The organism is Providencia rustigianii DSM 4541 (assembly GCF_000156395.1).
In the GTDB taxonomy this organism is placed as follows: domain Bacteria; phylum Pseudomonadota; class Gammaproteobacteria; order Enterobacterales; family Enterobacteriaceae; genus Providencia; species Providencia rustigianii.
In genome coordinates, this window is the sequence record NZ_GG703819.1 from 328,568 (window position 1) to 352,574 (window position 24,007).

Here is a 24,007-nt window from a genome sequence, read left to right on the forward strand (position 1 = left end):
GCAACAGCGAAAAACTCCGCCCCAGCCTAAATAAAACAGACCGGTCAATTGACCGGTCTTATTAGTTACATTACCAGACGGCGAATATCGCTCATCAGTTGTCCAACTAACGTGATGAAACGCGCACCATCAGCGCCATCAATCACACGGTGGTCAAATGACAGAGACATTGGCAGGATCAGGCGTGGAACAAACTCACTACCATTCCAAACTGGTTTGATAGAAGAGCGAGACAGACCCATAATTGCCACTTCTGGCGCATTCACAATTGGTGCAAAACCGGTAGTTCCGATACCACCTAAGCTAGAGATAGTGAAGCAACCGCCTTGCATATCAGCCGCAGTCAGTTTACCTGCACGCGCTTTCTTAGACACTTCACCCAGCTCACGAGATAACTCCATAATACCTTTTTTGTTCACGTCTTTGAAAACAGGAACCACTAAGCCATTTGGTGTATCTACAGCGATACCGATGTTGATATATTTTTTCAGGAACAGACGCTGTGCATCTTCTGAAATAGAGCTGTTGAAGCGTGGCATTTCTTCCAGAGCACGAGCAACCGCTTTCATCACGAAGACCAGTGGAGTGATTTTCACATCCAGTTTTTTCTTCTCAGCTTCTTTGTTCTGCTGCTTACGGAACTCTTCAACTTCAGTAGTATCCACTTCTTCCATCAGCGTTACGTGAGGGATCATGACCCAGTTACGGCTCAGGTTAGCGCCAGAAATCTTCTGGATACGACCCAGTTCAACTTCTTCAACTTCACCAAATTTGCTGTAATCAATTTTCGGCCATGGCAACATACCCGGTAAACCGCCACCCGCTGCTGCTGGAGCTTCAGCACGCTTGATAGCATCTTTAACGTAAGCTTGAACGTCTTCACGTAAGATACGACCTTTACGACCTGTACCTTTAACTTTCGCCAAGTTAACGCCAAATTCACGCGCTAAACGGCGAATAACTGGTGTTGCATGAATATATGCATCGTTCTCAACAAATTCATTTTTGCTATCAGCGGCTTTAGCTGGGGCAGAGGCTACCTGCGCTGCTGCTGGAGCTGCAACTGGTGCAGAAGCAGGAGGCGCCGTAGGTGCAGGTGCTGCACCCGCTACCTCAAAGGTCATGATTAATGAGCCAGTTTTGACTTTATCGCCAGTCGCAATCTTGATTTCTTTAACTGTACCTGCGAATGGTGCTGGTACCTCCATTGAAGCCTTATCGCCTTCAACAGTGATTAAAGATTGTTCAGCCGTTACGGTATCGCCAACTTTTACCATCACTTCAGTGACTTCAACTTCATCGCCACCGATATCAGGTACATTAACATCTTTGATTGCAGATGCTGTTGGTGCCGCTGCAGGTGCTGGTGCGGAAACCGCTGCCGCAGGTGCAGCGCCAGCAACTTCAAATACCATGATCAACGAGCCAGTTTTGACTTTATCGCCAGTCGCAATCTTGATCTCTTTAACCGTACCAGCAAATGGTGCAGGTACTTCCATTGACGCTTTATCGCCTTCAACGGTAATCAGAGATTGTTCAGCCGTGATTGCATCACCAACTTTAACCATGATTTCAGTAACTTCAACTTCATCACCACCAATATCAGGTACAGCGACTTCTTTCAGTGCTGCCGCAGTTGGTGCTGCTGGTGCTACCGCAGGGGCTGCTGCCTCTACAGCTGGCACAGATGCGCCCTCTGCAGAATCAAAAATCATGATTAGTTTGCCAGTAGTGACTTTGTCACCTACTGCAATTTTAATTTCTTTAACCACACCCGCTTGTGGAGATGGGACTTCCATAGAAGCTTTATCACCCTCAACAGTGATCAGCGATTGCTCAGCCTCTACTTTATCACCAACTTTAACCATCACTTCGGTGACTTCAACTTCATCAGCACCGATATCTGGCACTTGAATTTCAATAGACATTGATTATTACCTCTTATGCCAAACGTGGGTTAACTTTATCTGGGTTGATGTTGTATTTTTTAATCGCTTCTTCAACGACTTTAACATCAATCTCACCACGTTTAGCCAATTCACCTAACGCTGCAACGATGACATAGGTTGTATCCACTTCGAAGTGGTGACGCAGATTTTCACGGCTGTCAGAACGACCGAAACCATCAGTACCTAGTACACGGTACTCCGTTGCAGGAACGTAGGTACGAATTTGCTCAGCGAACAGTTTCATATAGTCAGTAGATGCAACAGCTGGTGCATCATTCATAACTTGAGCAACATACGGTACACGTGGAGTTGCTGATGGATGCAGCATATTCCAACGCTCACAATCTTGACCATCACGAGCCAATTCAGTGAATGAAGTTACGCTATATACGTCAGAACCGATGCCATATTCGGCAGCAAGAATATCTGCAGCTTCACGAACATGACGCATCATTGAACCAGAACCTAACAACTGAACTTTACCTTTGCTGCCTTCTACAGAAGCCAGTTTATAGATACCTTTACGGATACCATCTTCCACACCTTCCGGCATTGCATGCATATGGTAGTTTTCGTTCAGAGTTGTGATGTAGTAATACACGTTCTCTTGTTTCTCACCATACATACGCTCTAAACCGTGTTGCATGATAACAGCAACTTCATAGGCATAAGCTGGATCATAAGAGATACAGTTAGGAATTGTCAGTGATTGAATATGACTATGACCATCTTCGTGCTGTAAGCCTTCACCGTTCAGTGTTGTACGTCCTGAAGTACCACCAATCAGGAAGCCGCGAGCTTGTTGGTCACCTGCTGCCCACATTAAGTCGCCAATACGTTGGAAACCAAACATTGAGTAGTAGATATAGAATGGGATCATTGGCAGGTTGTTAGTACTGTATGAAGTCGCAGCTGCTAACCATGAAGAACCAGCACCTAACTCGTTGATACCTTCCTGTAGAATTTGACCTTTAGAGTCTTCTTTATAGTAAGCAACTTGTTCACGATCTTGTGGAGTATATTGCTGACCTTTAGGACTGTAGATACCAATTTGACGGAATAGGCCTTCCATACCAAAGGTACGAGCCTCATCGGCAATAATTGGTACTAAACGCTCTTTGATCGAATTGTTTTTCAACATCACATTCAGAACACGAACAAATGCGATCGTTGTTGAAATTTCTTTTGATTGTTCTTCAAGCAGTTGGCTGAAATCAGACAGAGCTGGAATATCCAGTTTCTCTTCAAATTTAGCGCGACGAGCTGGTAAATATCCACCCAATGCTTGACGACGCTCATGCAGATATTTGTATTCTTCAGAATCTTTTTCGAACGTGATAAATGGCAGTTTTTCGATTTGATCATCAGCAACTGGCACATTGAATTGATCACGGAAGTGACGTACGCCATCCATGTTCATTTTCTTAACTTGGTGAGCAATGTTTTTACCTTCTGCAGTTTCACCCATACCATAACCTTTGATGGTTTGAGCTAAAATAACAGTTGGTTTGCCTTTGGTTTCTTGTGCTTTCTTGAATGCTGCATACACTTTCTTCGGATCGTGACCACCGCGGTTCAGTGCCCAAATTTCATCATCAGTCATGTCTTTAACTAATGCGGCAGTTTCTGGGTAGCGGTTGAAGAAGTGTTCACGAACATAAGCACCATCGCGTGACTTAAATGTCTGGTAATCACCATCAAGTGTTTCGTTCATCAATTGAACCAGTTTACCGCTGGTATCTTTACGTAGCAGCTCATCCCAACGGTCGCCCCACATAACTTTGATAACTTGCCAGCCAGCACCGCTGAAGATACCTTCTAATTCGTTAACAATTTTACCGTTACCTGTTACTGGACCATCCAGACGCTGCAAGTTACAGTTAATCACGAATACCAAATTATCTAATTTATCGCGAGTAGCAATCGTAATTGCACCTTTAGATTCAGGCTCATCCATCTCACCATCACCTAAGAACGCATATACGCGCTGTGCTGAAGTATCTTTCAGACCACGGTTATCCAGATATTTCAAGAATTTCGCTTGATAAATCGCATTTAGAGGACCTAACCCCATAGATACAGTTGGGAATTGCCAGAAATCAGGCATTAATTTAGGGTGAGGATAAGAAGACAGGCCTTTACCACCAATTTCTTGACGGAAATTATTCATCTGCTCTTCAGTTAAACGACCTTCTAAGAATGCACGTGCGTAGATCCCCGGAGAGATATGACCTTGGAAGAAGACTAAGTCTCCACCGTCATTATTGTTGTGAGCACGGAAGAAGTGGTTAAAGCAAACTTCATATAGCGTTGCTGCGGACTGGAATGATGCCATGTGGCCACCCAGTTCCAAATCTTTTTTAGAGGCACGCAGAACAGTCATTACTGCGTTCCAACGAATTGCAGAACGAATACGGCGTTCTAAATCCATGTTACCTGGGTATGCGGGTTCATCTTCAACAGAAATAGTGTTGATATAATCAGAACTACTCGATGCACCAGCGGCAATGCTAACACCGCCTTTACGCGCTTCGCTTAATACCTGTTCGATAATAAACTGAGCACGATCAACACCTTCTTCACGGATGACCGATTCAATCGCCTGTAGCCAGTCGCGAGTTTCAATCGGATCCACGTCATTTTTTAACATATCTGACATGGTGTATTCCTTATCTGTTATCTATTTTATATGTTTAATATGGAGCCTATCTTCCAGCTATTTTGCTGTAAAAACAGCTGGAAGATAGGCCCTGATGTAGTTGCCGCTTTAACTCTCAGAAGAGCATTCAGAGTAATGTAGACGCAGCAGTCAGGATCTACATTACTAATTTAAATCAGGATGTTGCTGTAATCGGCGTAAAGAACGCTCACGACGAGTTTGCTCTCGACCAATATCCAACAGTAGGTCTTCAATAAATGCGAGATGGCGGTGTGATGCCTCACGCGCTTTTTCTGGCTCTCTAGCAACGATAGCCGAGAAAATTTGTTCCCTATGTTCACTCACCGCGTTATACATCTCTTTGCGGGTATATAAGAATTCAAAATTTTGACGAATATTTTGTTCTAACATTGGTACCATACAACGCAACAAATGCAGCAGTACTACATTATGAGCTGCTTCCGTTACAATCAGTTGATACTGTAATACTGCATCTGACTCAGCATTAAGATCACCACTTTGCTGCGCTGTTTTAATAAGTTCATAGCTTTGACGAATACGCTCTATATCCTCTTCTGTACCGCGTAAAGCAGCGTAATAAGCTGCAATACCTTCCAGTGCATGACGAGTTTCAAGGAGGTCTAATTGAGATTCAGGATTACCAGTAAGTAACTCTGCCAATGGGTCACTAAAACTTTGCCACATCTGTTTTTGAACAAATGTACCTCCACCTTGCCGGCGAGATAAGAGCCCTTTAGCTTCTAATGTTTGAATTGCTTCACGCACTGACGGTCTTGAGACATCGAATTGTTTTGCTAGTTCACGTTCAGGGGGCAGCTTTTCGCCAGGGCGTAAAGTCCCCTCGAAAATAAGATGTTCGAGTCGTTGCTCTATTACATCAGATAACTTTGGTTGGCGAATTTTACCGTAAGTCATAATCTGCCATTTCAATGAGTGAGTAATTATTGATTATCTAGTACCCAGTGTTAATTGGTAATACCAATTTATTTATGGCTTAATAAAGTAACAAAGTATTCACTATCTGTCCATAAAGACCTTGCGCTAAATCATAAAATCCTGCAAGTTTTAACGAAAAATTTTAAAAAAAAGCATTAATTAATAACCAAACTCTGACCAAGCTGTACGCAGTTTTAACATCAATTTAATTTTTTATGCTTCAAAAATAAAAACTGAAGCGTTACAGCCAACCATGGTTTGATTTTTTATCTTAATTATTTGAATAATAATTCACTCATTATTGTTGTCTTATATTTAGACAAAAAGCACATTAATTAATGTTGCTAGCTTGTTAAGTTCATTGATGAAAAAATGTTCTTATTCTCAGCATGTCATTTTTACAATAACTATTGAGTTAATAAACACTCTAGTAGAAACCATCATCATTGAATTCATAACTAAATATGGGCCAAGCTACTGCATCACTCAGTTTAAAGAAGCAGGGAATATCAAAATGTGATTTATAATCTTATTACCCCTGCTACCTTGAGCCATACTTTTTAAAATTAAGCGGCTAATGCTTTAGTTCTACAAAGCGCATAGAGAGGTCCATCGCATGAATGTGCTTTGTTAGTGCCCCGACTGAAATAAAATCAACTCCAGTTTCTGCGTACTCTCTAATAGTTGTTAATGTGACATTTCCCGAAACTTCAAGAGCCGCTTTACCATCAGCAAGAACCACTGCATCTTTCATCATATCTGTTGTGAAATTATCAAGCATAATAATATCGGCATTAGCTTTAATGGCTTGAAGTAACTCATCTAAATTTTCAACTTCAACCTCAATGGGTACTTCAGGGTGAGATTCTCGAGCAAAAGAAATTGCTTGTTTTACTGATCCCGCAGAAATAATGTGATTTTCTTTAATGAGATAAGCATCAGATAAACCTAAACGGTGGTTATATCCTCCCCCCATTAAAACAGCATATTTCAATGCACTTCGTAATCCTGGAATAGTTTTACGGGTATCTAATAATTTAGTTCTTGTACCTTCAAGTTGCATGACATATTTTGCGGTCACCGTCGATACCGAGGAGAGTGTCTGTATAAAATTTAATGCGGTTCTTTCACCCGTTAATAAGATTTGTGATGGTCCTTGCATTTCGCATAGTACTTGGTTTGGTGAAACCTTATCCCCATCTTGAACTTTCCAATCAATTTGAACTTGATTACCCAATTGGTAGAAAACTTCCTCTAACCATTTCTGACCACAAAAAATCCCTTCTTCTCGCGTGATAATCCTTGCAGTAGCCTGTGTTTTTTCATTCAGTAATTGCCCTGTAATATCTTTTTTATAGTCAACAAATTGCCCCAAATCTTCCTTTAGAGCAACCGTGACCATAAAAGGAATATCTACAATTAATCGTTCTATCAATATCTTGCGTCGTTCTTGTTCATCATAACGTCGTATACTCATTACTAGCTCCAAAATATATCCCCGCAACATTTCATCTATGCTAATCTTCTCAATAACAACTACGGGTACTTACAGAAAAAGAAAAGAGCATACTATGGATACTGATATGAAAATACATGAAGGATGGCTAAATAATGTGACTCATATCCCTTCCCCACACTGCGATTCGCGTCCTACGGATGAACATCCATCACTTTTAGTTATTCACAATATCAGTCTTCCACCAGGTCAATTTGGTGGCCCATATATTAATCAGCTATTTATGGGTACCTTAGATCCTAATGAACACCCCTTCTTTCAAGAGATCCAACATTTAAAAGTTTCAGCCCATTGTTTGATTCGCCGTAACGGTGAAATTATTCAATATGTTCCTTTTAATAAACGTGCGTGGCATGCGGGTCAATCTAGCTATCAAGGCAGAGAAAAATGTAATGACTTTTCTATCGGCATTGAGTTAGAAGGTACTGATTTTGAAGCTTTTACAGAATATCAATATATAGCACTAACTAAACTAACTAAGCTGTTAATTTCACAGTACCCACAAATTAAACACAATATTACAGGTCATAGTAATATTGCTCCCAGCCGTAAAACTGACCCAGGTCCTTACTTTGATTGGAAACAATATAAAAGTGCCCTATAAAATTAAATTTCCATCCTACTTTATTGGCTAATAATCATAATGGTTGATTAGCCAATCCCTTCACCATTCTTTTATTTATAGCAATATTTAATACCTAAGTTAGTATCAAAAAAATTTCTTAATCTAAATTTGCGAACCGCTTCGAAAAAAAATGTCACCGATAACAAATTACAAAATAAACTTACCAAGCTACTCGTAATCTTAATTTTCAATAAATAAATTTACTAAATAAGTAGATTATTATAGAGCCTCAATTAACTAAGGAGGCGTTATTCATGAATCAAAAAGGATTTTCACTTATCGAAATAATGATTGTGATAGCAATAATTTCAATATTAAGCGCGATCGCAATTCCAGGATATCAAGGTTATATGCAAAAAGCAGCAATGACAGATGTGCTACAAACGCTCCTATCTTATAAAAATAGTGTGGAATTATGTAGTTTTAATCAAGGGAGCTTCCTTGGATGTAATGGAGGGAAAAACAATATTCCTAGTGGAATTAAAGGAAAGTATTTAAAAAATATTGACGTCAAATCTGGTGTTATTCATTTTTCAGGGGATAAAACATTAACAAAGCTTTCTGGGACATTAACTCCTTTAGATTCAACAAATAACACTCAATTTCAATGGTCTACTGAGTGTAAGTCTGATAATGATGCGGATCTAAAAGCATTATGTGAAAAAACACTCAGTTTTTAATTAAGGGATTAATATGAACTCTGCAAAAGACAATCAATATATTTTTAAAGAGTTAAAAATATTATGTGATAAGAATTATATAGTTATTATTGATTACAATGAAAAAAGACTTTCTATTGCTACCTTAGAAAAGCCTAGTGATAACTTACTTTCCACATTAAGATTTATTGCAAGCGTACCTGTCTGCTATGAAATATGGCAAAAACAAAAAATTGACCATTACTTTAATCGCCAAGTTATAGAGATTAATGAAGAAGAAAAAGAATATCAAGTCAATAATGAGCCTGTCAATGCAACGTCTCCAGCGGTTGGTTTTGTAGAGGACTTGCTAAAAATGGCAGTACGTAAGCGCTCATCTGATATTCATATTGAACCAACAAAACTAACAGTTAAAATTCGCTTACGCGTTGATGGTAAATTATATGTTGTACCATCTCCACCACATGAAATTAATAATGAAATAATTGCTCGTATAAAAATACTGGCAAAAATGAATATTGCAGAAAAGAGAGTTCCTCAAGATGGCCAAATGAGTTGGTTTTTTGAAGGACAAAATTTCAGTATCCGGCTATCGAGCATGCCAACAATCTACGGAGAAAAGTTGGTGCTTAGGTTACTTAATACACAACTTAAATATTCTATTGAAAACTTAGGTATGTGCTCATCTCTATTACCATTACTAAAAAGTAACTTGCAAAGGCCTCAAGGATTAATACTCGTTACTGGTCCTACCGGAAGTGGGAAAACAGTTACCTTATACAGCGCCCTAGAATATCTTAATCAGTCTTACAGAAATATTTCAACGATAGAAGATCCAATAGAGATCCCTCTTTCAGGAATAAACCAAACTCAAGTTCATGAAAAATATGATCTGACTTTTGCCTATATTTTACGAGCACTTCTACGTCAAGATCCTGATGTCATTATGATTGGTGAAATCAGAGATGAAGAGACTGCACAAATAGCCACTAGAGCAGCACAAACTGGTCATCTAGTATTATCCACGTTACACACTAATTGCACTATCAGTGCAATTACTCGAATGGAGCAACTGGGTATTGATAAAACACAACTTCAAGCTTGTTTAAAAATGGTTATTGCCCAACGACTAATACGAAAATTATGTCCTCATTGTAAACAGTCAAATAGTATAAAAATTCAAATTGATGACGTTCACTCTGTTAATGAACAGCAAGCAAAAGGATGTGAGCGCTGCTTTTCTGGATTTATGGGGCGTACAGCTATTTATGAATATCTTAGTCAGCAGCAATTAGAACAGTTATTTCTAAAATCAAATAAACCTCTAAGTAATTTCAAATGTTTATTTCAATCCGGATTAGAACTTATTGACTCAGGGGAAACAACTTTACAAGAACTTTACTCGGTAATAGGTACGGAGGCTAATTACTAATGTTCGTTTATAATTATCAATCTATAAATAATAATAATCATTATACCCATAGCACGCTCATTGCTAAAAATAAAAAACAAGCTTTTTTATATCTATTGGAACAAGGAGAAACACCAATTATAATAAAATTAAAATCTATTTTCATCTTAGATAAAGTTAATTTAGATTTTAGAATCCATTTCTTTCATCAATTAAGCATATTAAGTTCGTCAGGAATCAGTCTACTTCAATGTTTTCATCTTCTACAAACTAATTGTCAACTTCCTTTATGGAAAAATATTATTCGGGAAATTATTAGGAACCTTGAAAATGGAGAAATGCTGACTAAAAATTTAAGTGAACATCCAAAGATATTTGATAGCACAATTATTAGCCTAATATTACTTGCGGAAAATACTGGAAAATATGAGGAGAGTTTCCTCATCATTAAAGGTATGCTTGAACACAAAAAAGAAACAGCTTTGATAATCAAAAAAGCATTACGTTACCCTATAACTTTACTTATTTTCTCAAGCCTAGTTTTAGTCATTATGCTAATTTTCGTCATTCCTCAATTTGCAGAAATTTATACTAGCTTTCAACATCAATTACCATCGATCACTCTTATTTTAATTTCTATCTCTCATTTTATTAGTACAAAAATAGAATTATTATCTATCATATTTTTCACCGTTGGATTGCTAGCAGCCCATTTCAGAATGAAGTTATCAGAATGCATAGTAGCTATAATAAGTAGAATTCCATATATTAATTGCATAATAAGATTGAATAATTTAAATTTATATTTTTTAACCGTATCCTCCACATTGAGCTCTGGGCTACCACTCTCTGAATGTTTAAAATGCTCAATTAAGACTATCACCAATAAAAGATACAATAATGATTGCCAGTTTATTTACCAATCCATCATTAAAGGTGAGTCATTATCAGAGTCGATGAAAAAAACAAGTTTATTCCCTAGCTTAGCTATTCAACTTATTTCAATTGCAGAAGAATCTGGAAAACTTGAACATTTTACATTATATTTATTTAATTATTACATGGAGCAATATATATCTATTACCGAGCAACGCTTAAAAAGTATAGAGCCAATCTTACTTATTCTGATTTCGAGCTTTATCTGCTTAATTATGCTAGCTATGTACTTACCAATATTTAACTTAGGAAATGCCATTTCTGGTGTTTAAGTTATTACTTAATTGAGATTATAAATTTTAGATGATAAAAAATAGCGCGATGTCACATATATATATTAATCCTATAATTCAGATTGAATTGTATACAGACAAACTTAAAGTTTCGGTGTAACCTGTTTTATTTCTAATTAGTTAATGAATCAATTTATGCCTTATATAGTTGCTCTCACTGGTGGTATTGGTAGTGGTAAAACAACGGTTGCCAACCAGTTTTCTAAACTTGGAGTCCCTATTGTTGATGCGGATGTTATTGCTCGGCAAATTGTCGAGCCTAATACTCCGGCATTAGGCTACATTACGCAACATTTTGGACAAGATATCTTGAACTCTGATGGTATGCTGAATAGAGCTCGCCTAAGAGAGATCATCTTCTCTCAACCTAAAGAAAAAAAATGGTTGAATGCATTACTTCATCCATTGATACAGCAAGAAACCAAGAAACAGCTACAGCAATCTAAATTTCCATATGTCTTATGGGTTGTACCTTTATTGATCGAAAATAATATCTCTCATTTAGCTAATCGAGTTTTAGTTGTTGATGTCACCAAAGAAGAGCAAATTGAGAGAACAGTAAAGCGAGATAACATCAGTCAAGAGCAAGCTATCAAGATATTAGATGCTCAAGTCAGTCGAGAAAAAAGATTGTCTTATGCTGATGATATTATTTCGAACCATACAAATGATACAAACATCACTGATAGAGTTATAGAGCTGCATAAAAAATATTTAGCACTCGCAGAAAGACAAGAATAGGAATACACATGGGCGAACAAACAGATACAAACTTGGTCACTTATGAATACCCAATGAATGAAAAAATTCGTTCTTGGTTACGCCTTGAAACCCTGCTATTACAAATTTATGAGCAGAGTAATATTACTTCCTATGCATCTGGGATTGCCTTTTTTCGCTCAGTTTCCGAGCTCATCGAAATTTTAGATAGAGGCGAAGTCCGTACTGACCTAATAAAAGAATTAGAGAAATATAAAACAAAGTTATTGAATTGGGCTGAATCCCCCAATGTGGATAAGCAACTACTCACATCCTTAACCGATGACTTATCCAATAAGCTATCTATTCTGACTTTAGCACCACGATTCGGTCACTTGCTCAGAACAGATAAAATTATCAGTATGGTTCGTCAACGTCTTAGCATTCCTGGTGGCTGCTGTAATTTCGATCTTCCTACCCTGCAGTTATGGTTGCATATCCCTCAAACAGAGCGGAGTGATGAAATCAAAATATGGCTAACAAGTATCGACCCTTTACATGAAGCACTACAGACTGTTCTCTCACTTATTCGCCAGAATGGTCACTTTGAAGATAGGCAATCTCATAATGGTTTTTACCAAGGTAATGTGGAAGGTAAAGAATTACTACGTATTAAGCTCAGCCCCGACGATTTGCTCTATCCACAAATTTCTGGGCACAAAAATCGTTTTGCACTACGTTTCCTGCACATTGATAGTGAGAATGGTATACTCCCCGAAGTGATTAATTTTCAGCTAGCCTGCTGTTAGTTTTGGGAATAGAAGTATGAGCGAAGTGATTGAAGTAAATTGTCCAACTTGCCAAAAAGTAGTGATTTGGAATGAAAATAGCCCTTATCGCCCATTTTGTTGTAAACGCTGTCAATTAATTGACTTAGGTGAATGGGCCGCTGAAGAGAAACGAATTGGAAGCCAAGGGGATATTTCCGATAGCGATAACTGGAGTGAGCAACCTGATCATTAATGGTTAAATAGGCTATCAACCGTGGAAAATAGTCTTCCGTGTCTATTTTCCACAAGTTAAACATTGATCCTGAGTAATTAGACTGCTTTTGTCAGCATATCAACAATAACTCGATTCGCTGGTGGGAATTCATCAGCAATTAAGTCTTCCTGATCAATCCAGCGAAATTTTTGTCCCTCTCTTCCATAAGGTTCATTCCGCCAATCAGAAACCATAAAGAAATAGAGTGTAATAAACCTATCGTCAAATTCATGGTCAACTCGATGAAACAAACTACAATCAGTTACTATGATCCCAACTTCCTCTTCTAACTCCCGAATCAAAGCATCTTCCGGTAGCTCGCCTTGTTCTAGCTTCCCACCAGGAAACTCCCAAAAGCCTGCCATATGAGTACCTTCAGGACGTTGGGTTATAAAAATATGTTGCTGAGCAGTTCGAATAATTCCCGCTGCAATATGTAAATGTTTTTTTTCCATAATTTCTTCGTTAAAAAGGCGGGAATTCCCGCCTTTATTTAATAATCAATGAATCTCTATTAATTCAAACGTCCATGACACTGTTTGTATTTTTTACCTGAACCACAAGGACATGGGTCATTACGACCAATCTTATTCCCTTGAGTTGCAATTTTTGCTTCAGCTTCTGTCATTAATGACTCAGTTTCAGTCGCATGACTTAAATGCTGTTTCTTAGCTAGACGTTCTGCTTCTTCACGGCGCTGTTGTTCTAATGCTTCAACTTCTTCAGGTAAGCGAACTTGCACTTTAGACAAGGTACTGATCACTTCATACTTCAGCGCTTCCAACATACTTGCAAACATACTGAAAGATTCACGTTTGTACTCTTGTTTTGGATCTTTTTGTGCATAACCACGTAAATGGATACCTTGGCGTAAATAGTCCATAGAGGCCAAATGCTCTTTCCACAATGTGTCCAGAGTTTGTAACATAACCCCTTTTTCAAAGTTACGCATAGCTTCTTCACCAACGATTTCCTCTTTACGTTGATAAATTTCAATCGCTTTTTCCATAATACGTTCACGCAGAGTTTCTTCATGTAACTCAGGCTCTTTATCTAACCACTCTTTGATTGGTAGATCGAGGTCGAAATCACTCACTAAGCGTTTATGTAGACCATCAATATCCCACATTTCTTCAAGTGATTGAGGTGGAATATAAGCATCCATTGTCGTCGACAATACATCTTCACGAATGCTATCAACTGTTTCTTTGATATCACCGCCATCCAACAATTCATTACGCTGAGAATAAATAGCACGGCGTTGGTCACTTGCAACATCATCATATTCAAGTAACTGTTTACGAATATCAAAGTTACGACTTTCAACTTTACGTTGTGCGTTTGCGATAGCTTTAGTTACCCAAGGATGCTCAATAGCTTCACCCGGTTTCATACCCAGCTTTTTCATCATGCCAGTGACACGATCAGAAGCAAAGATACGCATTAATGCATCTTCCATGGATAAATAGAAACGTGAAGAACCCGCATCCCCTTGACGACCCGCACGACCACGTAACTGGTTATCAATACGGCGAGATTCATGGCGCTCAGTACCAATAATATGTAAACCGCCCGCAGCTAAAACTTCATCATGACGAATTTTCCAATTAGCCTTGATTTCATCAATTTGTTCTTGAGTTGGCTCTTCTAATGCCGCAACTTCTGACTGCCAGCTGCCACCTAATACAATATCAGTACCACGACCAGCCATGTTAGTTGCGATAGTTACTGCACCAGATTGCCCCGCATTAGCAATGATATCTGCTTCCATTGAGTGGAATTTAGCATTCAAGACATTATGAGCAATTTTTGCTTTATTCAGCGCATTAGAAATCATCTCAGATTTTTCAATTGAGATAGTACCAACCAGCACCGGTTGACCTTTCGCTGTTCTTTCACGGATATCTTCAATAATGGCTTCAAATTTATCTGCTTCTGTCATATAGACTAAATCAGGTAAATCTTTACGCACCATTGGACGGTTAGTTGGGATAACAATGGTATCAAGCTTATAAATAGAGCTAAATTCAAATGCCTCAGTATCCGCAGTACCCGTCATACCAGCTAATTTTTCATATAAGCGGAAATAATTCTGGAATGTTATTGAGGCAAGAGTTTGGTTCTCATTGTGGATCTCAACACCTTCTTTCGCTTCAACTGCTTGGTGTAAACCATCGGACCAACGGCGACCGTCCATTGTACGACCAGTATGCTCATCAACAATAATGACTTGATTGTCTTTAACAATGTAGTCAACATCACGGGTGAATAATGCATGGGCACGTAAACCTGCCATGACATGGTGCATAAGCATGATATTCGATGGTGAATACAAAGATTCGCCTTCATCCATAAGACCGGCATTCACTAGTAACTCTTCAACCAAGACTAAACCACGCTCAGTGATAGTAACTTGACGAGATTTTTCATCTACGGAGAAGTGACCTTCACCTTGGAAAGTATCTGAATCTTCCTTCTCTTGACGAATTAATTTTGGAATTAATTTATCAACTTGAGTATACAGATCCGAACTATCTTCCGCAGGACCAGAAATAATGAGTGGTGTACGAGCCTCATCAATTAAAATTGAATCCACCTCATCCACTAACGCATAGTGCAATTTGCGTTGAACTCGCTCTTCAGGGCTGAATGCCATGTTGTCACGTAAATAGTCGAAACCAAATTCGTTGTTAGTACCATAAGTAATATCTGCCGCATATGCTTGACGTTTCGCTGGCGCAGCCATACCGGATAAATTGATACCAACTGTTAAGCCTAAGAATTCAAATAGTGGACGGTTATTTTCAGCATCACGTTTTGCCAAATAATCGTTCACGGTAACAACGTGAACGCCCTTACCAGATAACGCATTCACATATGCCGGTAATGTAGCCGTTAATGTTTTACCTTCACCTGTACGCATCTCTGCGATACAACGCTCATTAAGCACCATACCACCAATTAATTGGACGTCGAAATGGCGCATCCCGAATACACGTTTACTGGCTTCACGCACAGTAGCAAATGCTTCAGGAATAATATTTTCAATGCTTTCACCTTGCTTAATACGCTCACGAAATTCTGTTGTTTTTGCTTTTAGTTCTTCGTCAGATAGTTTTTCAAACTCAGGCTCTAGACGGTTAATTTTTTCTACTTCTTTGCGTAAACGACGCAGTGTACGCTCATTACGGCTACCAAATACTTTGGTTAATAATTTAGTTAACATATTTTTTCTCAGGTAAATCAGTTAATTATTAGAATAAATTCGTGATAAAAAACAATAGCATCCCACCATAAAGTATGGAGATACAATCGTTAAATAGGCTTAAGCGCAGAGAGGACCGGCTCTAATCCCATGAACCTGAGCAACCCAAATTGCAGGTTGATAGACCGTAAAGGTTGGATAGATATGATGGCTACTCTGTAGGCTTGCCACATCTCGTTGAAGTGAACGTTGTGCCAGCATGGCGTACAACGTATCAATCATTAACTGTGGTGCAAAATGCTGCTCTTTTGGCAGCACTCTTTTACCGGTATCCTCATCTTCATTGGTTGAAAATGCAAAAGTCAGTTGCCGGATAACATTACGAACAGCATGCTGCTGCCAATAGTTAACCGAATAGGAAGATGAAGATGAAGAACGTTGAGAACTCTGTTGGGCAAACAAGTTATCGAAAGCATTTACAGCCTGGCTTTGGCGATTAACTGGTGTAGAGTTAATTTGAGTTTGTTGGGATTGGGACAAGGCATTTAGAATTGTAGGCAAGCCGACACCCGTAGCCACAACACCTAATAATAGGTGGGACCAAAAGTATCTTCTACCTAAATGTCGCCAAAAATTTAAAATACCCATCAAACTCTTATATAATCTGTATATTGAAGTATTATTGCTTCTCAGTTATGTTCCCACACCTTTGGCTATAGCGAAAAATGAGAGTTCACAATGAGAGATAGTCATCCACAACCGCTTTTTAATGTACTCGAAGAGTCGTTGTCAAAAACATCCAATACATTGCAAACTATTCAGCGGAATGCAAAAGCGATTCTCAAACTGAACCAAGTTGTAAAAAATTTGCTACCAGCAGAAATAAAGCCTATGTGCCGTGTGGCAAACTATCGCAATAATATTATGGTTCTCGAAGTGGCTAACGCCAGTTGGATGACCCGTCTTAATTATGAAAAATTAAATCTTCTTTCCGCATTAAGAACTTCCATTCTACCATCTTTATCGTCTATCGACATCAGAATCAATCCCGATCTTATACGAAAAACTAAGCAAAATAGCTCACTGAATAAGCAATCAGTTTTAACTAAGACAAATCGTAATCAAAGACAGATAAGTGTACAGACAGCAGAACAACTATTGAAATTGGCTGAAAGAAGCCCAAAAGGATTAAAGGAGAGATTCGAGCGGCTGGCTGCATTAGCCGGAGAGGGTACTAATGCAACCAACAGAAAAGGCTAAACCTGAGTATTACAATTCAGAAATAGCAGCATAATAGAAACTATTATGCGAATACAGCCGAAGGCGCTTTGAATGCCAGAGGTAGTTCAGCTTCATCTTCATAGGTAACCAAATCCCAAGCAGATTCTTTAGCCAGAACAGCTTGTAGAAGTTTGTTATTCAGTGCGTGACCCGATTTGAATGCAGTGAATGCACCAATAATATTGTGTCCACACATGAATAAGTCACCAATTGCATCAAGCATTTTGTGACGAACGAATTCATCTTCAAAGCGTAAACCATCTTCGTTGAGAACTTTGTAGTCATCAACCACGATAGCACAGTCAAAACTACCGCCTAAGCATAAACCTTTCGATTGCAGATATTCAATATCACGCATAAAACCAAATGTACGCGCACGACTGATTTGGTTCACAAAAGATTCCGCAGAGAAATCCATTGCATAACGCTGAGTACTAGTATCAATCGCAGGGTGTTGGAAGTCGATAGTGAAATCTAAGCTAAAGCCATTATAAGGTGACATCTCTGCCCACTTATCACCATCTTCAACACGTACTGTTTCTTTAATGCGTAAGAATTTCTTCGCACAATTTAATTCTTCAATACCGCCATCTAGCAGTAAGAAAACAAAAGGTGCAGCACTGCCATCCATAATAGGGATTTCAGGCGCGTTGACTTCAATAACAATGTTATCGATACCTAATCCTGCTAATGCAGCATTCAAATGCTCAACAGTAGAAATACGCACGTTATCTTCATTGACTAAGCAAGTACATAACATGGTATCGCGAACTGATTTCGCATCTGCCGGAAAATCAACCGGTGGATTAAGGTCAGTACGACGGTAGATGACCCCGGTGTTTGCCGGCGCTGGACGTAAAGTAAGCGTAACTTTTTTGCCGGTATGTAAACCAACACCAGTCGCTTTAATAATACGTTTTAGTGTCCGTTGTTTGATCATCGTATTTTCTCGCAATGTTATAAGTCCTACTGACTATCATAAGGGATAGTCAGTAGAAAATTTTAGCACAAAAAGCGGAAAAACCAATTAAATTAAAAAATTAATCAGCCTGTTTACGCAAGAACGCTGGAATATCTAAATAATCCGGTTCTTTGTTTGTCTGCGTATTTTGGTCATTAACTGCTTTTGCAGCTGGTTTTTCTTCATTTAATGAAGACATGCTATTTTGCATTTGCTGATAGCGCTGCTCCATTGAAGCTTGCTGAGACATTTTATTACTGACCAATGTGATTTCTGGACGTTTATCCATACCAATACCGGTAGCAACAACTGTTACACGCAGCTCTTCATGCATTTCTGGGTCTAAAGAAGTACCAATTACGACCGTTGCATTATCAGATGCAAATGCACGGATGGTATTACCCACAGTTTCGAATTCATCCAGACGCAGGTCAAAACCAGCCGTGATGTTAACCAGCACACCACGCGCGCCAGACAAGTCGATATCTTCCAGAAGTGGACTAGAAATTGCCATTTCTGCCGCTTCTTCAGCTCGATCTTCTCCACGTGCAACACCGGAGCCCATCATCGCGTAACCCATTTCTGACATCACAGTACGCACGTCAGCAAAGTCCACGTTCATTAAACCTGGGCGAGTAATCAGCTCTGCGATACCCTGAACTGCACCTTTTAATACGTCATTTGCCGCACCAAAAGCATCCAGTAAAGAGATACCTCGACCAAGAACTTTTAATAATTTGTCATTCGGAATAGTAATCAATGAGTCAACATGCTTAGATAACTCAGTGATACCCGCTTCAGCGAATGCCATGCGTTTTTTGCCTTCAAAATTGAATGGCTTAGTCACGACAGCAACTGTCAGGATACCTAATTCTTTAGCAACTTCAGCAACAACTGGCGCTGCTCCGGTACCTGTACCACCGCCCATACCAGCGGCGATAAAGACCATGTCTGCTCCATCAAGAGCATTGCGTAATGCTTCACGGTCTTCTTCAGCAGCATTGCGACCCACTTCTGGGTTTGCACCCGCACCCAGACCTTTAGTAATACCGGTCCCGATTTGGATAGTTTGTCCTACTGCGGTTTTACGCAGAGCTTGTGCGTCTGTATTCACAGCAAAGAATTCAACGCCTTCAATTCGCTCGCGTACCATGTGTTCAACGGCATTTCCGCCGCCGCCGCCAACGCCGATGACCTTAATCACCGCATCATTGGTTAGCTCCATTGGTTCAAACATAATGTCTCTCCGTTTTGTGCTTAAATCGAAGCTAATAATATGCTTCTAAATAAAAATTAAAATTCTTTTCTCAACCAGCTGGTTAGCTTACTAAACCACCCGCTAACTGAAGCACGTTTTTCCGTTTCGGTATCATCGCCAAGATGGCTTTCTTTACCGTAATGCAGGAGCCCTACAGCAGTGGAGTAGTACGGCTCCTGAGCATAATCCGTTAATCCTGTTATATTAAGTGGTGTACCAATTCTTACCTGCGTATGGAACACTTTTTGAGCACATTCGACGAGGCCATCAATTTGAGCCGCACCACCAGTCAGGACAATACCTGCGGCTAAGTGGTGTTTGACACCTTGTAAGCGTAACTGTTCCTGTAAATTTAAAATTTCTTCATTTACTAAATTTAACAGCTCAGTATACCGCGGCTCAATGACTTCTGCTAAGGTTTGGCGTTGCAAACTTCTTGGCGGACGCCCCCCTACACTTGGCACTTCAACCGTCTCATCTTTACTAACAATAGAGCCGACCGCACAACCATGGCGTATTTTAATCGCTTCTGCATCTGTTGGTGGTGTACCAAAGGCATACGCGATATCACTCGTGACCACATTACCCGCATAAGGGATAACTTTAGTATGTCGTAATGCACCACCAGTATAGACTGCCATATCCATCGTGCCGCCACCGATATCAACGACACACACACCTAATTCACGTTCATCTTCAGTAAGTACGCTGTAACTTGCGGCGAGACCAGCAAAAATAAGCTGATCAACTTTTAACCCACAACGCTCTACAGCCTTCACAATGTTCTTCGCCATATCATTATGGCAAGTAATTAAATGCACTTTAGCTTGCATCCGAACACCCGATAGACCCACTGGATTTTTAATACCTTCTTGGTAGTCAATCGCGAATTCTTGCGGAATCACATGCAGAATTCGATGTTCGTCTTTAACTCTGACTGATTTAGCCGTGTGAACCACACTGTCCACATCTTCTTGAGTCACTTCTTCTTCTGAAATTGGCACCATACCAATTTCATTTTGACAGCTTACATGCTTACCTGATAATGCAAGGTAAACAGAGGAAATCTGGCAATCAGCCATTAATTCAGCTTGATCGATCGTTCTCTGGACGCATTTAACGACGGATTCAAGATCGTTAACGCCACCTTTGTCCATTCCACGAGATGGACAGCTTCCCACCCCAATAATATTAACCATACCATCGGGCAGAATTTCGCCTACCAGGGCTGATACCTTGGAAGTTCCAATTTCAAGGCCTACCACTAATTTTCTGTCCGTTGCTTTAATCATTTGCTTCTGCCTATCTGCCTAATTTGAGTTATTAGCAATCTGCCCTATTGGAAACCCTGTGGAGCATCGACTAAAACGGGAGCCCATCCTACCGCGGCACCACTGGTATAACGCAAGTCGACATAATCGACGCGTTTATCCGTTGTTTGCTGTAAAAGCGGATAAAGTTCAAGAAAACGATTTAACCGCTCTAATACATCCTTTTTACCTAGCTCTACTCGTACATCATTATCTAAAATAATCTGCCATGCATGGCGCGCTGTCATAGAAATGGATTTTAGTTTCAAGTTATTTTTCGCCAAAATATCCTTTAAGACAGTAAATTCTTTTAAAACCTCACCCTGACTACCCTGTGGACCATACAGCATCACATAATCGCCTTTTCCATTTTGGCTAGCAGGAAGGCTAAATACCCGACCTTCCTTATCTACCATGCTTTGGTCATTCCATCGGGCAAAAGGCTTATATTCTACAATATGAATTTTCAGTTCATCAGGCCATTGTTTACGTACAGTCACCTGACGGATCCAAGGCATCATACTAATTTGATTCTGGATGGCATTGACGTCTACCGTCATAAATGTTCCTGGTTGCCCAAGGGATAAAATCGCCTTCCGAACATCATCATTAGTGGTATAAGCTCGCTCTCCCGTTAAGACTAACTTTGACATCGGCAGCCTATCGGCATCTTTCATCCAAGTCATCACGGTCCAACCACTCCAAATGATTGTGCCTACAACCATTAGGAAGAAAATCAACCCACCTAAAAACGCACCATTACTCGGTCTAGAGCCTGGATCTTCGTCTTTATCGTCATTATGATGCCTAACGTTTAACGCTGCCTGTGACATATCAACTAGCCAATTCCAAAATACGCGCCACTAATTGTGAAAAATCTAAGCCGGCCTGACGTGCTGCCATCGGAACCAGACTATGACTGGTCATTCCCGGCGAAGTATTCACCTCAAGCAAATAGAATTTACCATCGCTATCTTGCATCACATCTACACGACCCCAGCCACGGCAACCTACGGCTTGATAAGCTTGCATTGCGATATCTGCAAGTTCAGCTTCGCGCTGAGAATCTAATCCGCTAGGGCAAAAATATTGTGTTTCATCCGACAAATATTTCGCTTCATAGTCATAAAACACGCCCGGAGGTTGAATTCGGATTGAAGGCAATACGTTATCGCCCAGCACCGCAACCGTGTATTCAGGACCGCTTAACCACTTTTCAATCAATAATGTATCATCAAAACGAAACGCTAATTCGATAGCTTCTGGTAAAGCATCCAAAGAATCAACTTTACTCATTCCAACACTAGAACCTTCCAAGCTTGGTTTGACGATCAATGGTAGCCCAAGATGCTTAACCTGCTGAGCTAACTGCTCTTTTTTAATATTAGTATATTTCTGCCTATTAAGTGAAATATATGGAGAAACACTTAGCCCTGCACCTTGCCATAATTGTTTTGTTCGCAGTTTATCCATACTCAGTGCGGATGCCATCACCCCACTTCCAGTATAAGGAAGACCAAGAAATTCAAGCATTCCTTGAATTGTCCCATCTTCTCCACCACGACCATGTAATGCGATAAACACTTTATCAAAACCAGCGTCTTTCAACGTCACAACAGGAAAATTTTGAGTATCAATCGGGTGTGCATCAATACCAGCTTGGCGTAACCCAGCCAATACGGCATTTCCTGACTGAAGTGAAACCTCACGTTCAGCAGATGTTCCACCTAATAGAACAGCAACTTTCTCTGTCATACTTATTCCTCAACCATCGGGGGCTGTAACTTAGTTTCAGCAAGGCTTTTGGCTATTTTACCAATATTTCCTGCGCCTTGAACTAAAATTAAGTCGTTACCATCAAGAACTTGTGCCAGCATATGTGAAACTTGCTCTGGTTCAGCCACAAAAATTGGGTCAACTTGCCCACGGCTACGGATAGTTCGACATAATGAGCGGCTATCTGCGCCAGGAACTGGCTTTTCGCCTGCCGAATAAACTTCTAACATGAGCAACACATCAACCTGCCCAAGTACGTTTGCAAAGTCATCATATAAATCACGCGTACGTGTATATCTATGTGGCTGGAAAATCATCACAATGCGCTTGTCGGGCCATCCAGCTCTTGCCGCTTTAATCGTCGCATCGACTTCTGTTGGATGATGACCATAATCATCCACCAACATCACTTCACCCTCTTTACCATTCACGTTGCGTAAAGCGTAATTGCCTAAGAAGTCAAAACGGCGACCAGTGCCTTGAAATTCAACTAGAGCAGATAGAATATGTAAGTCGTCAATTCCTTCTTCCGTTGCCACGGCAACCGCTGCAGTCGCATTCAACGCATTATGGCGGCCAGGTGCATTCAGAACAACGGTTAGCTCAGGCATACCTTCACGTGCAATGGTGAAGAAACCTTGATTACCTTTTTGTGTGTATTTCGTAATACGAACATCAGCATCTTCACTAAAACCATAGGTCGTAATGTAGCGACCAATTTTAGGTAATAATGAACGGATTACTGGATCATCAATACACATTACTGCACGGCCATAAAATGGCAGATTATGTAAGAAGTTGATGAAAGTATCTGTCAGGTTTTCGAAATTTCCCTGATAGGTATCCATATGGTCAGCTTCAATATTCGTAACGACTGCGACTAATGGTTGCAAATGCAAGAATGACGCATCGCTTTCATCTGCTTCTGCAATCAGATAGCGGCTGCTACCTAAACGCGCATGTGTACCCGCCGATTTAACTAATCCACCATTCACAAATGTTGGGTCTAAACCTGCTTGAGCATAGATCCCAGAAATCATTGCCGTTGTCGTCGTTTTCCCATGAGTTCCTGCAACTGCGATACCATGGCGATAACGCATTAACTCAGCCAACATTTCTGCACGACGAATAACCGGAATACGCAATTCTTTCGCAGCTTGAATTTCAGGGTTATCCATAGAAATGGCAGTGGAGACAACCACGACACTAGCATTTTCAACATTTTCAGGGCGATGGTTAAAATAGATTGTCGCCCCAAGCGCAGTAAGCTGTTGAGTAACAGGGTTCGGCGCTAAATCCGAACCACTAATTTCATAACCTTCGTTAGCCAACACTTCAGCGATACCACCCATGCCAGCACCACCGATGCCAACAAAATGAATGTGCCGAACTCTTCTCATTTCTGGCACTGATGTTCTTAATTTCGCTAATTGCTGTGTATTCACTGTATTTCCGCTTCTCTATAAAT

The 24,007-nt window shown here is 40.0% G+C and carries 21 protein-coding genes; 8 read left to right on the forward strand and 13 right to left on the reverse strand.

Annotation, left to right across the window (positions count from 1 at the left end; genetic code table 11):
• Positions 1 to 65: 65 nt before the first annotated feature.
• From aceF to nadC, 4 genes are all read right to left on the reverse strand, one after another.
• Positions 66 to 1,928, reverse strand: a complete 1,863-nt coding sequence (aceF, locus tag PROVRUST_RS11450; protein ID WP_006814981.1) for a pyruvate dehydrogenase complex dihydrolipoyllysine-residue acetyltransferase — start codon at positions 1,926 to 1,928, stop codon at positions 66 to 68.
• A 13-nt stretch (positions 1,929 to 1,941) separates the two neighbouring features.
• Entirely contained in the window at positions 1,942 to 4,608 is a 2,667-nt protein-coding gene (gene aceE / locus PROVRUST_RS11455; protein WP_006814982.1) for a pyruvate dehydrogenase (acetyl-transferring), homodimeric type, read from the reverse strand.
• Positions 4,609 to 4,773: 165 nt separating this feature from the next.
• Positions 4,774 to 5,544 carry a pyruvate dehydrogenase complex transcriptional repressor PdhR gene (pdhR, locus tag PROVRUST_RS11460; RefSeq protein ID WP_006814983.1) on the reverse strand — a complete coding sequence of 257 codons (771 nt, stop codon included), beginning with the start codon at positions 5,542 to 5,544 and terminating at the stop codon, positions 4,774 to 4,776.
• Positions 5,545 to 6,139: 595 nt separating this feature from the next.
• Positions 6,140 to 7,042, reverse strand: coding sequence for a carboxylating nicotinate-nucleotide diphosphorylase (gene nadC, locus PROVRUST_RS11465; protein ID WP_039855130.1), 903 nt, complete (start codon positions 7,040 to 7,042; stop codon positions 6,140 to 6,142).
• A 106-nt stretch (positions 7,043 to 7,148) separates the two neighbouring features.
• On the opposite strand from nadC, the gene ampD reads away from it, so the two are divergent.
• The 7 genes from ampD to yacG all read left to right on the forward strand — a co-directional run bounded on the left by ampD (position 7,149) and on the right by yacG (position 12,727).
• Entirely contained in the window at positions 7,149 to 7,685 is a 537-nt protein-coding gene (gene ampD / locus PROVRUST_RS11470; protein WP_272519364.1) for a 1,6-anhydro-N-acetylmuramyl-L-alanine amidase AmpD, read from the forward strand.
• Positions 7,686 to 7,960: 275 nt separating this feature from the next.
• Complete coding sequence (ppdD, locus tag PROVRUST_RS11475; protein ID WP_006814987.1) at positions 7,961 to 8,386, forward strand: prepilin peptidase-dependent pilin; 426 nt, start codon at positions 7,961 to 7,963, stop codon at positions 8,384 to 8,386.
• 13 nt (positions 8,387 to 8,399) lie between these two features.
• Positions 8,400 to 9,797 (forward strand): ATPase, T2SS/T4P/T4SS family, encoded by a 1,398-nt coding sequence (locus tag PROVRUST_RS11480; protein ID WP_006814988.1) that lies wholly within the window; start codon positions 8,400 to 8,402, stop codon positions 9,795 to 9,797.
• Positions 9,797 to 10,984, forward strand: a complete 1,188-nt coding sequence (locus PROVRUST_RS11485) for a type II secretion system F family protein (RefSeq protein WP_006814989.1) — start codon at positions 9,797 to 9,799, stop codon at positions 10,982 to 10,984. The genes PROVRUST_RS11480 and PROVRUST_RS11485 overlap by 1 nt, the downstream gene beginning before the upstream one ends.
• 156 nt (positions 10,985 to 11,140) lie before the next feature.
• Positions 11,141 to 11,746: a dephospho-CoA kinase gene (gene coaE, locus PROVRUST_RS11490; protein WP_039855132.1), complete on the forward strand. Its 606-nt coding sequence runs from the start codon at positions 11,141 to 11,143 to the stop codon at positions 11,744 to 11,746.
• A gap of 8 nt (positions 11,747 to 11,754) precedes the next feature.
• On the forward strand, positions 11,755 to 12,513 hold the full coding sequence (gene zapD / locus PROVRUST_RS11495; protein ID WP_006814991.1) for a cell division protein ZapD: 759 nt from the start codon (positions 11,755 to 11,757) through the stop codon (positions 12,511 to 12,513).
• 16 nt (positions 12,514 to 12,529) lie between these two features.
• Positions 12,530 to 12,727: a DNA gyrase inhibitor YacG gene (gene yacG / locus PROVRUST_RS11500; protein ID WP_006814992.1), complete on the forward strand. Its 198-nt coding sequence runs from the start codon at positions 12,530 to 12,532 to the stop codon at positions 12,725 to 12,727.
• Between the two features lie 77 nt (positions 12,728 to 12,804).
• Here yacG and mutT read toward each other — a convergent pair whose 3' ends face one another.
• The 3 genes from mutT to secM form a co-directional block, all read right to left on the reverse strand.
• Positions 12,805 to 13,203 carry an 8-oxo-dGTP diphosphatase MutT gene (mutT, locus tag PROVRUST_RS11505; protein ID WP_006814993.1) on the reverse strand — a complete coding sequence of 133 codons (399 nt, stop codon included), beginning with the start codon at positions 13,201 to 13,203 and terminating at the stop codon, positions 12,805 to 12,807.
• A gap of 59 nt (positions 13,204 to 13,262) precedes the next feature.
• Entirely contained in the window at positions 13,263 to 15,974 is a 2,712-nt protein-coding gene (gene secA / locus PROVRUST_RS11510) for a preprotein translocase subunit SecA (protein ID WP_006814994.1), read from the reverse strand.
• Between the two features lie 99 nt (positions 15,975 to 16,073).
• Positions 16,074 to 16,601: a secA translation cis-regulator SecM gene (gene secM / locus PROVRUST_RS11515; protein WP_006814996.1), complete on the reverse strand. Its 528-nt coding sequence runs from the start codon at positions 16,599 to 16,601 to the stop codon at positions 16,074 to 16,076.
• Between the two features lie 90 nt (positions 16,602 to 16,691).
• On the opposite strand from secM, the gene PROVRUST_RS11520 reads away from it, so the two are divergent.
• Positions 16,692 to 17,213: a DUF721 domain-containing protein gene (locus tag PROVRUST_RS11520; protein ID WP_006814997.1), complete on the forward strand. Its 522-nt coding sequence runs from the start codon at positions 16,692 to 16,694 to the stop codon at positions 17,211 to 17,213.
• Positions 17,214 to 17,256: 43 nt separating this feature from the next.
• On the opposite strand, the gene lpxC is transcribed toward PROVRUST_RS11520, so the two are convergent.
• The 6 genes from lpxC to murC form a co-directional block, all read right to left on the reverse strand.
• Positions 17,257 to 18,174, reverse strand: a complete 918-nt coding sequence (gene lpxC / locus PROVRUST_RS11525; RefSeq protein ID WP_006814998.1) for a UDP-3-O-acyl-N-acetylglucosamine deacetylase — start codon at positions 18,172 to 18,174, stop codon at positions 17,257 to 17,259.
• A gap of 100 nt (positions 18,175 to 18,274) precedes the next feature.
• Complete coding sequence (gene ftsZ, locus PROVRUST_RS11530; RefSeq protein ID WP_006814999.1) at positions 18,275 to 19,432, reverse strand: cell division protein FtsZ; 1,158 nt, start codon at positions 19,430 to 19,432, stop codon at positions 18,275 to 18,277.
• A 56-nt stretch (positions 19,433 to 19,488) separates the two neighbouring features.
• On the reverse strand, positions 19,489 to 20,745 hold the full coding sequence (ftsA, locus tag PROVRUST_RS11535) for a cell division protein FtsA (protein ID WP_006815000.1): 1,257 nt from the start codon (positions 20,743 to 20,745) through the stop codon (positions 19,489 to 19,491).
• Between the two features lie 44 nt (positions 20,746 to 20,789).
• Positions 20,790 to 21,596: a cell division protein FtsQ gene (gene ftsQ / locus PROVRUST_RS11540; protein ID WP_006815001.1), complete on the reverse strand. Its 807-nt coding sequence runs from the start codon at positions 21,594 to 21,596 to the stop codon at positions 20,790 to 20,792.
• 1 nt (position 21,597) lies between these two features.
• A complete protein-coding gene (locus PROVRUST_RS11545) occupies positions 21,598 to 22,518 on the reverse strand; it encodes a D-alanine--D-alanine ligase (RefSeq protein ID WP_006815002.1) in 921 nt (306 codons plus the stop codon).
• Positions 22,519 to 22,520: 2 nt separating this feature from the next.
• Positions 22,521 to 23,984 carry a UDP-N-acetylmuramate--L-alanine ligase gene (murC, locus tag PROVRUST_RS11550; RefSeq protein ID WP_039855135.1) on the reverse strand — a complete coding sequence of 488 codons (1,464 nt, stop codon included), beginning with the start codon at positions 23,982 to 23,984 and terminating at the stop codon, positions 22,521 to 22,523.
• Between the last annotated feature and the right edge of the window lie 23 nt (positions 23,985 to 24,007).

Bases quoted from the DNA above. Each gene is read 5' to 3' on its own strand.
- pdhR (WP_006814983.1), bottom strand. From the start codon at position 5,544: ATGACTTACGGTAAAATTCGCCAACCAAAGTTATCTGATGTAATAGAG.
- ampD (WP_272519364.1), top strand. From the start codon at position 7,149: ATGAAAATACATGAAGGATGGCTAAATAATGTGACTCATATCCCTTCC.
- ftsQ (WP_006815001.1), bottom strand. From the start codon at position 21,596: ATGTCACAGGCAGCGTTAAACGTTAGGCATCATAATGACGATAAAGAC.
- ftsA (WP_006815000.1), bottom strand. From the start codon at position 20,745: ATGATTAAAGCAACGGACAGAAAATTAGTGGTAGGCCTTGAAATTGGA.
- yacG (WP_006814992.1), top strand. From the start codon at position 12,530: ATGAGCGAAGTGATTGAAGTAAATTGTCCAACTTGCCAAAAAGTAGTG.
- lpxC (WP_006814998.1), bottom strand. From the start codon at position 18,174: ATGATCAAACAACGGACACTAAAACGTATTATTAAAGCGACTGGTGTT.
- nadC (WP_039855130.1), bottom strand. From the start codon at position 7,042: ATGAGTATACGACGTTATGATGAACAAGAACGACGCAAGATATTGATA.
- mutT (WP_006814993.1), bottom strand. From the start codon at position 13,203: ATGGAAAAAAAACATTTACATATTGCAGCGGGAATTATTCGAACTGCT.
- secM (WP_006814996.1), bottom strand. From the start codon at position 16,601: ATGGGTATTTTAAATTTTTGGCGACATTTAGGTAGAAGATACTTTTGG.
- PROVRUST_RS11545 (WP_006815002.1), bottom strand. From the start codon at position 22,518: ATGACAGAGAAAGTTGCTGTTCTATTAGGTGGAACATCTGCTGAACGT.
- aceE (WP_006814982.1), bottom strand. From the start codon at position 4,608: ATGTCAGATATGTTAAAAAATGACGTGGATCCGATTGAAACTCGCGAC.
- secA (WP_006814994.1), bottom strand. From the start codon at position 15,974: ATGTTAACTAAATTATTAACCAAAGTATTTGGTAGCCGTAATGAGCGT.
- aceF (WP_006814981.1), bottom strand. From the start codon at position 1,928: ATGTCTATTGAAATTCAAGTGCCAGATATCGGTGCTGATGAAGTTGAA.
- PROVRUST_RS11485 (WP_006814989.1), top strand. From the start codon at position 9,797: ATGTTCGTTTATAATTATCAATCTATAAATAATAATAATCATTATACC.
- ftsZ (WP_006814999.1), bottom strand. From the start codon at position 19,432: ATGTTTGAACCAATGGAGCTAACCAATGATGCGGTGATTAAGGTCATC.
- coaE (WP_039855132.1), top strand. From the start codon at position 11,141: ATGCCTTATATAGTTGCTCTCACTGGTGGTATTGGTAGTGGTAAAACA.
- zapD (WP_006814991.1), top strand. From the start codon at position 11,755: ATGGGCGAACAAACAGATACAAACTTGGTCACTTATGAATACCCAATG.
- ppdD (WP_006814987.1), top strand. From the start codon at position 7,961: ATGAATCAAAAAGGATTTTCACTTATCGAAATAATGATTGTGATAGCA.
- PROVRUST_RS11480 (WP_006814988.1), top strand. From the start codon at position 8,400: ATGAACTCTGCAAAAGACAATCAATATATTTTTAAAGAGTTAAAAATA.
- PROVRUST_RS11520 (WP_006814997.1), top strand. From the start codon at position 16,692: ATGAGAGATAGTCATCCACAACCGCTTTTTAATGTACTCGAAGAGTCG.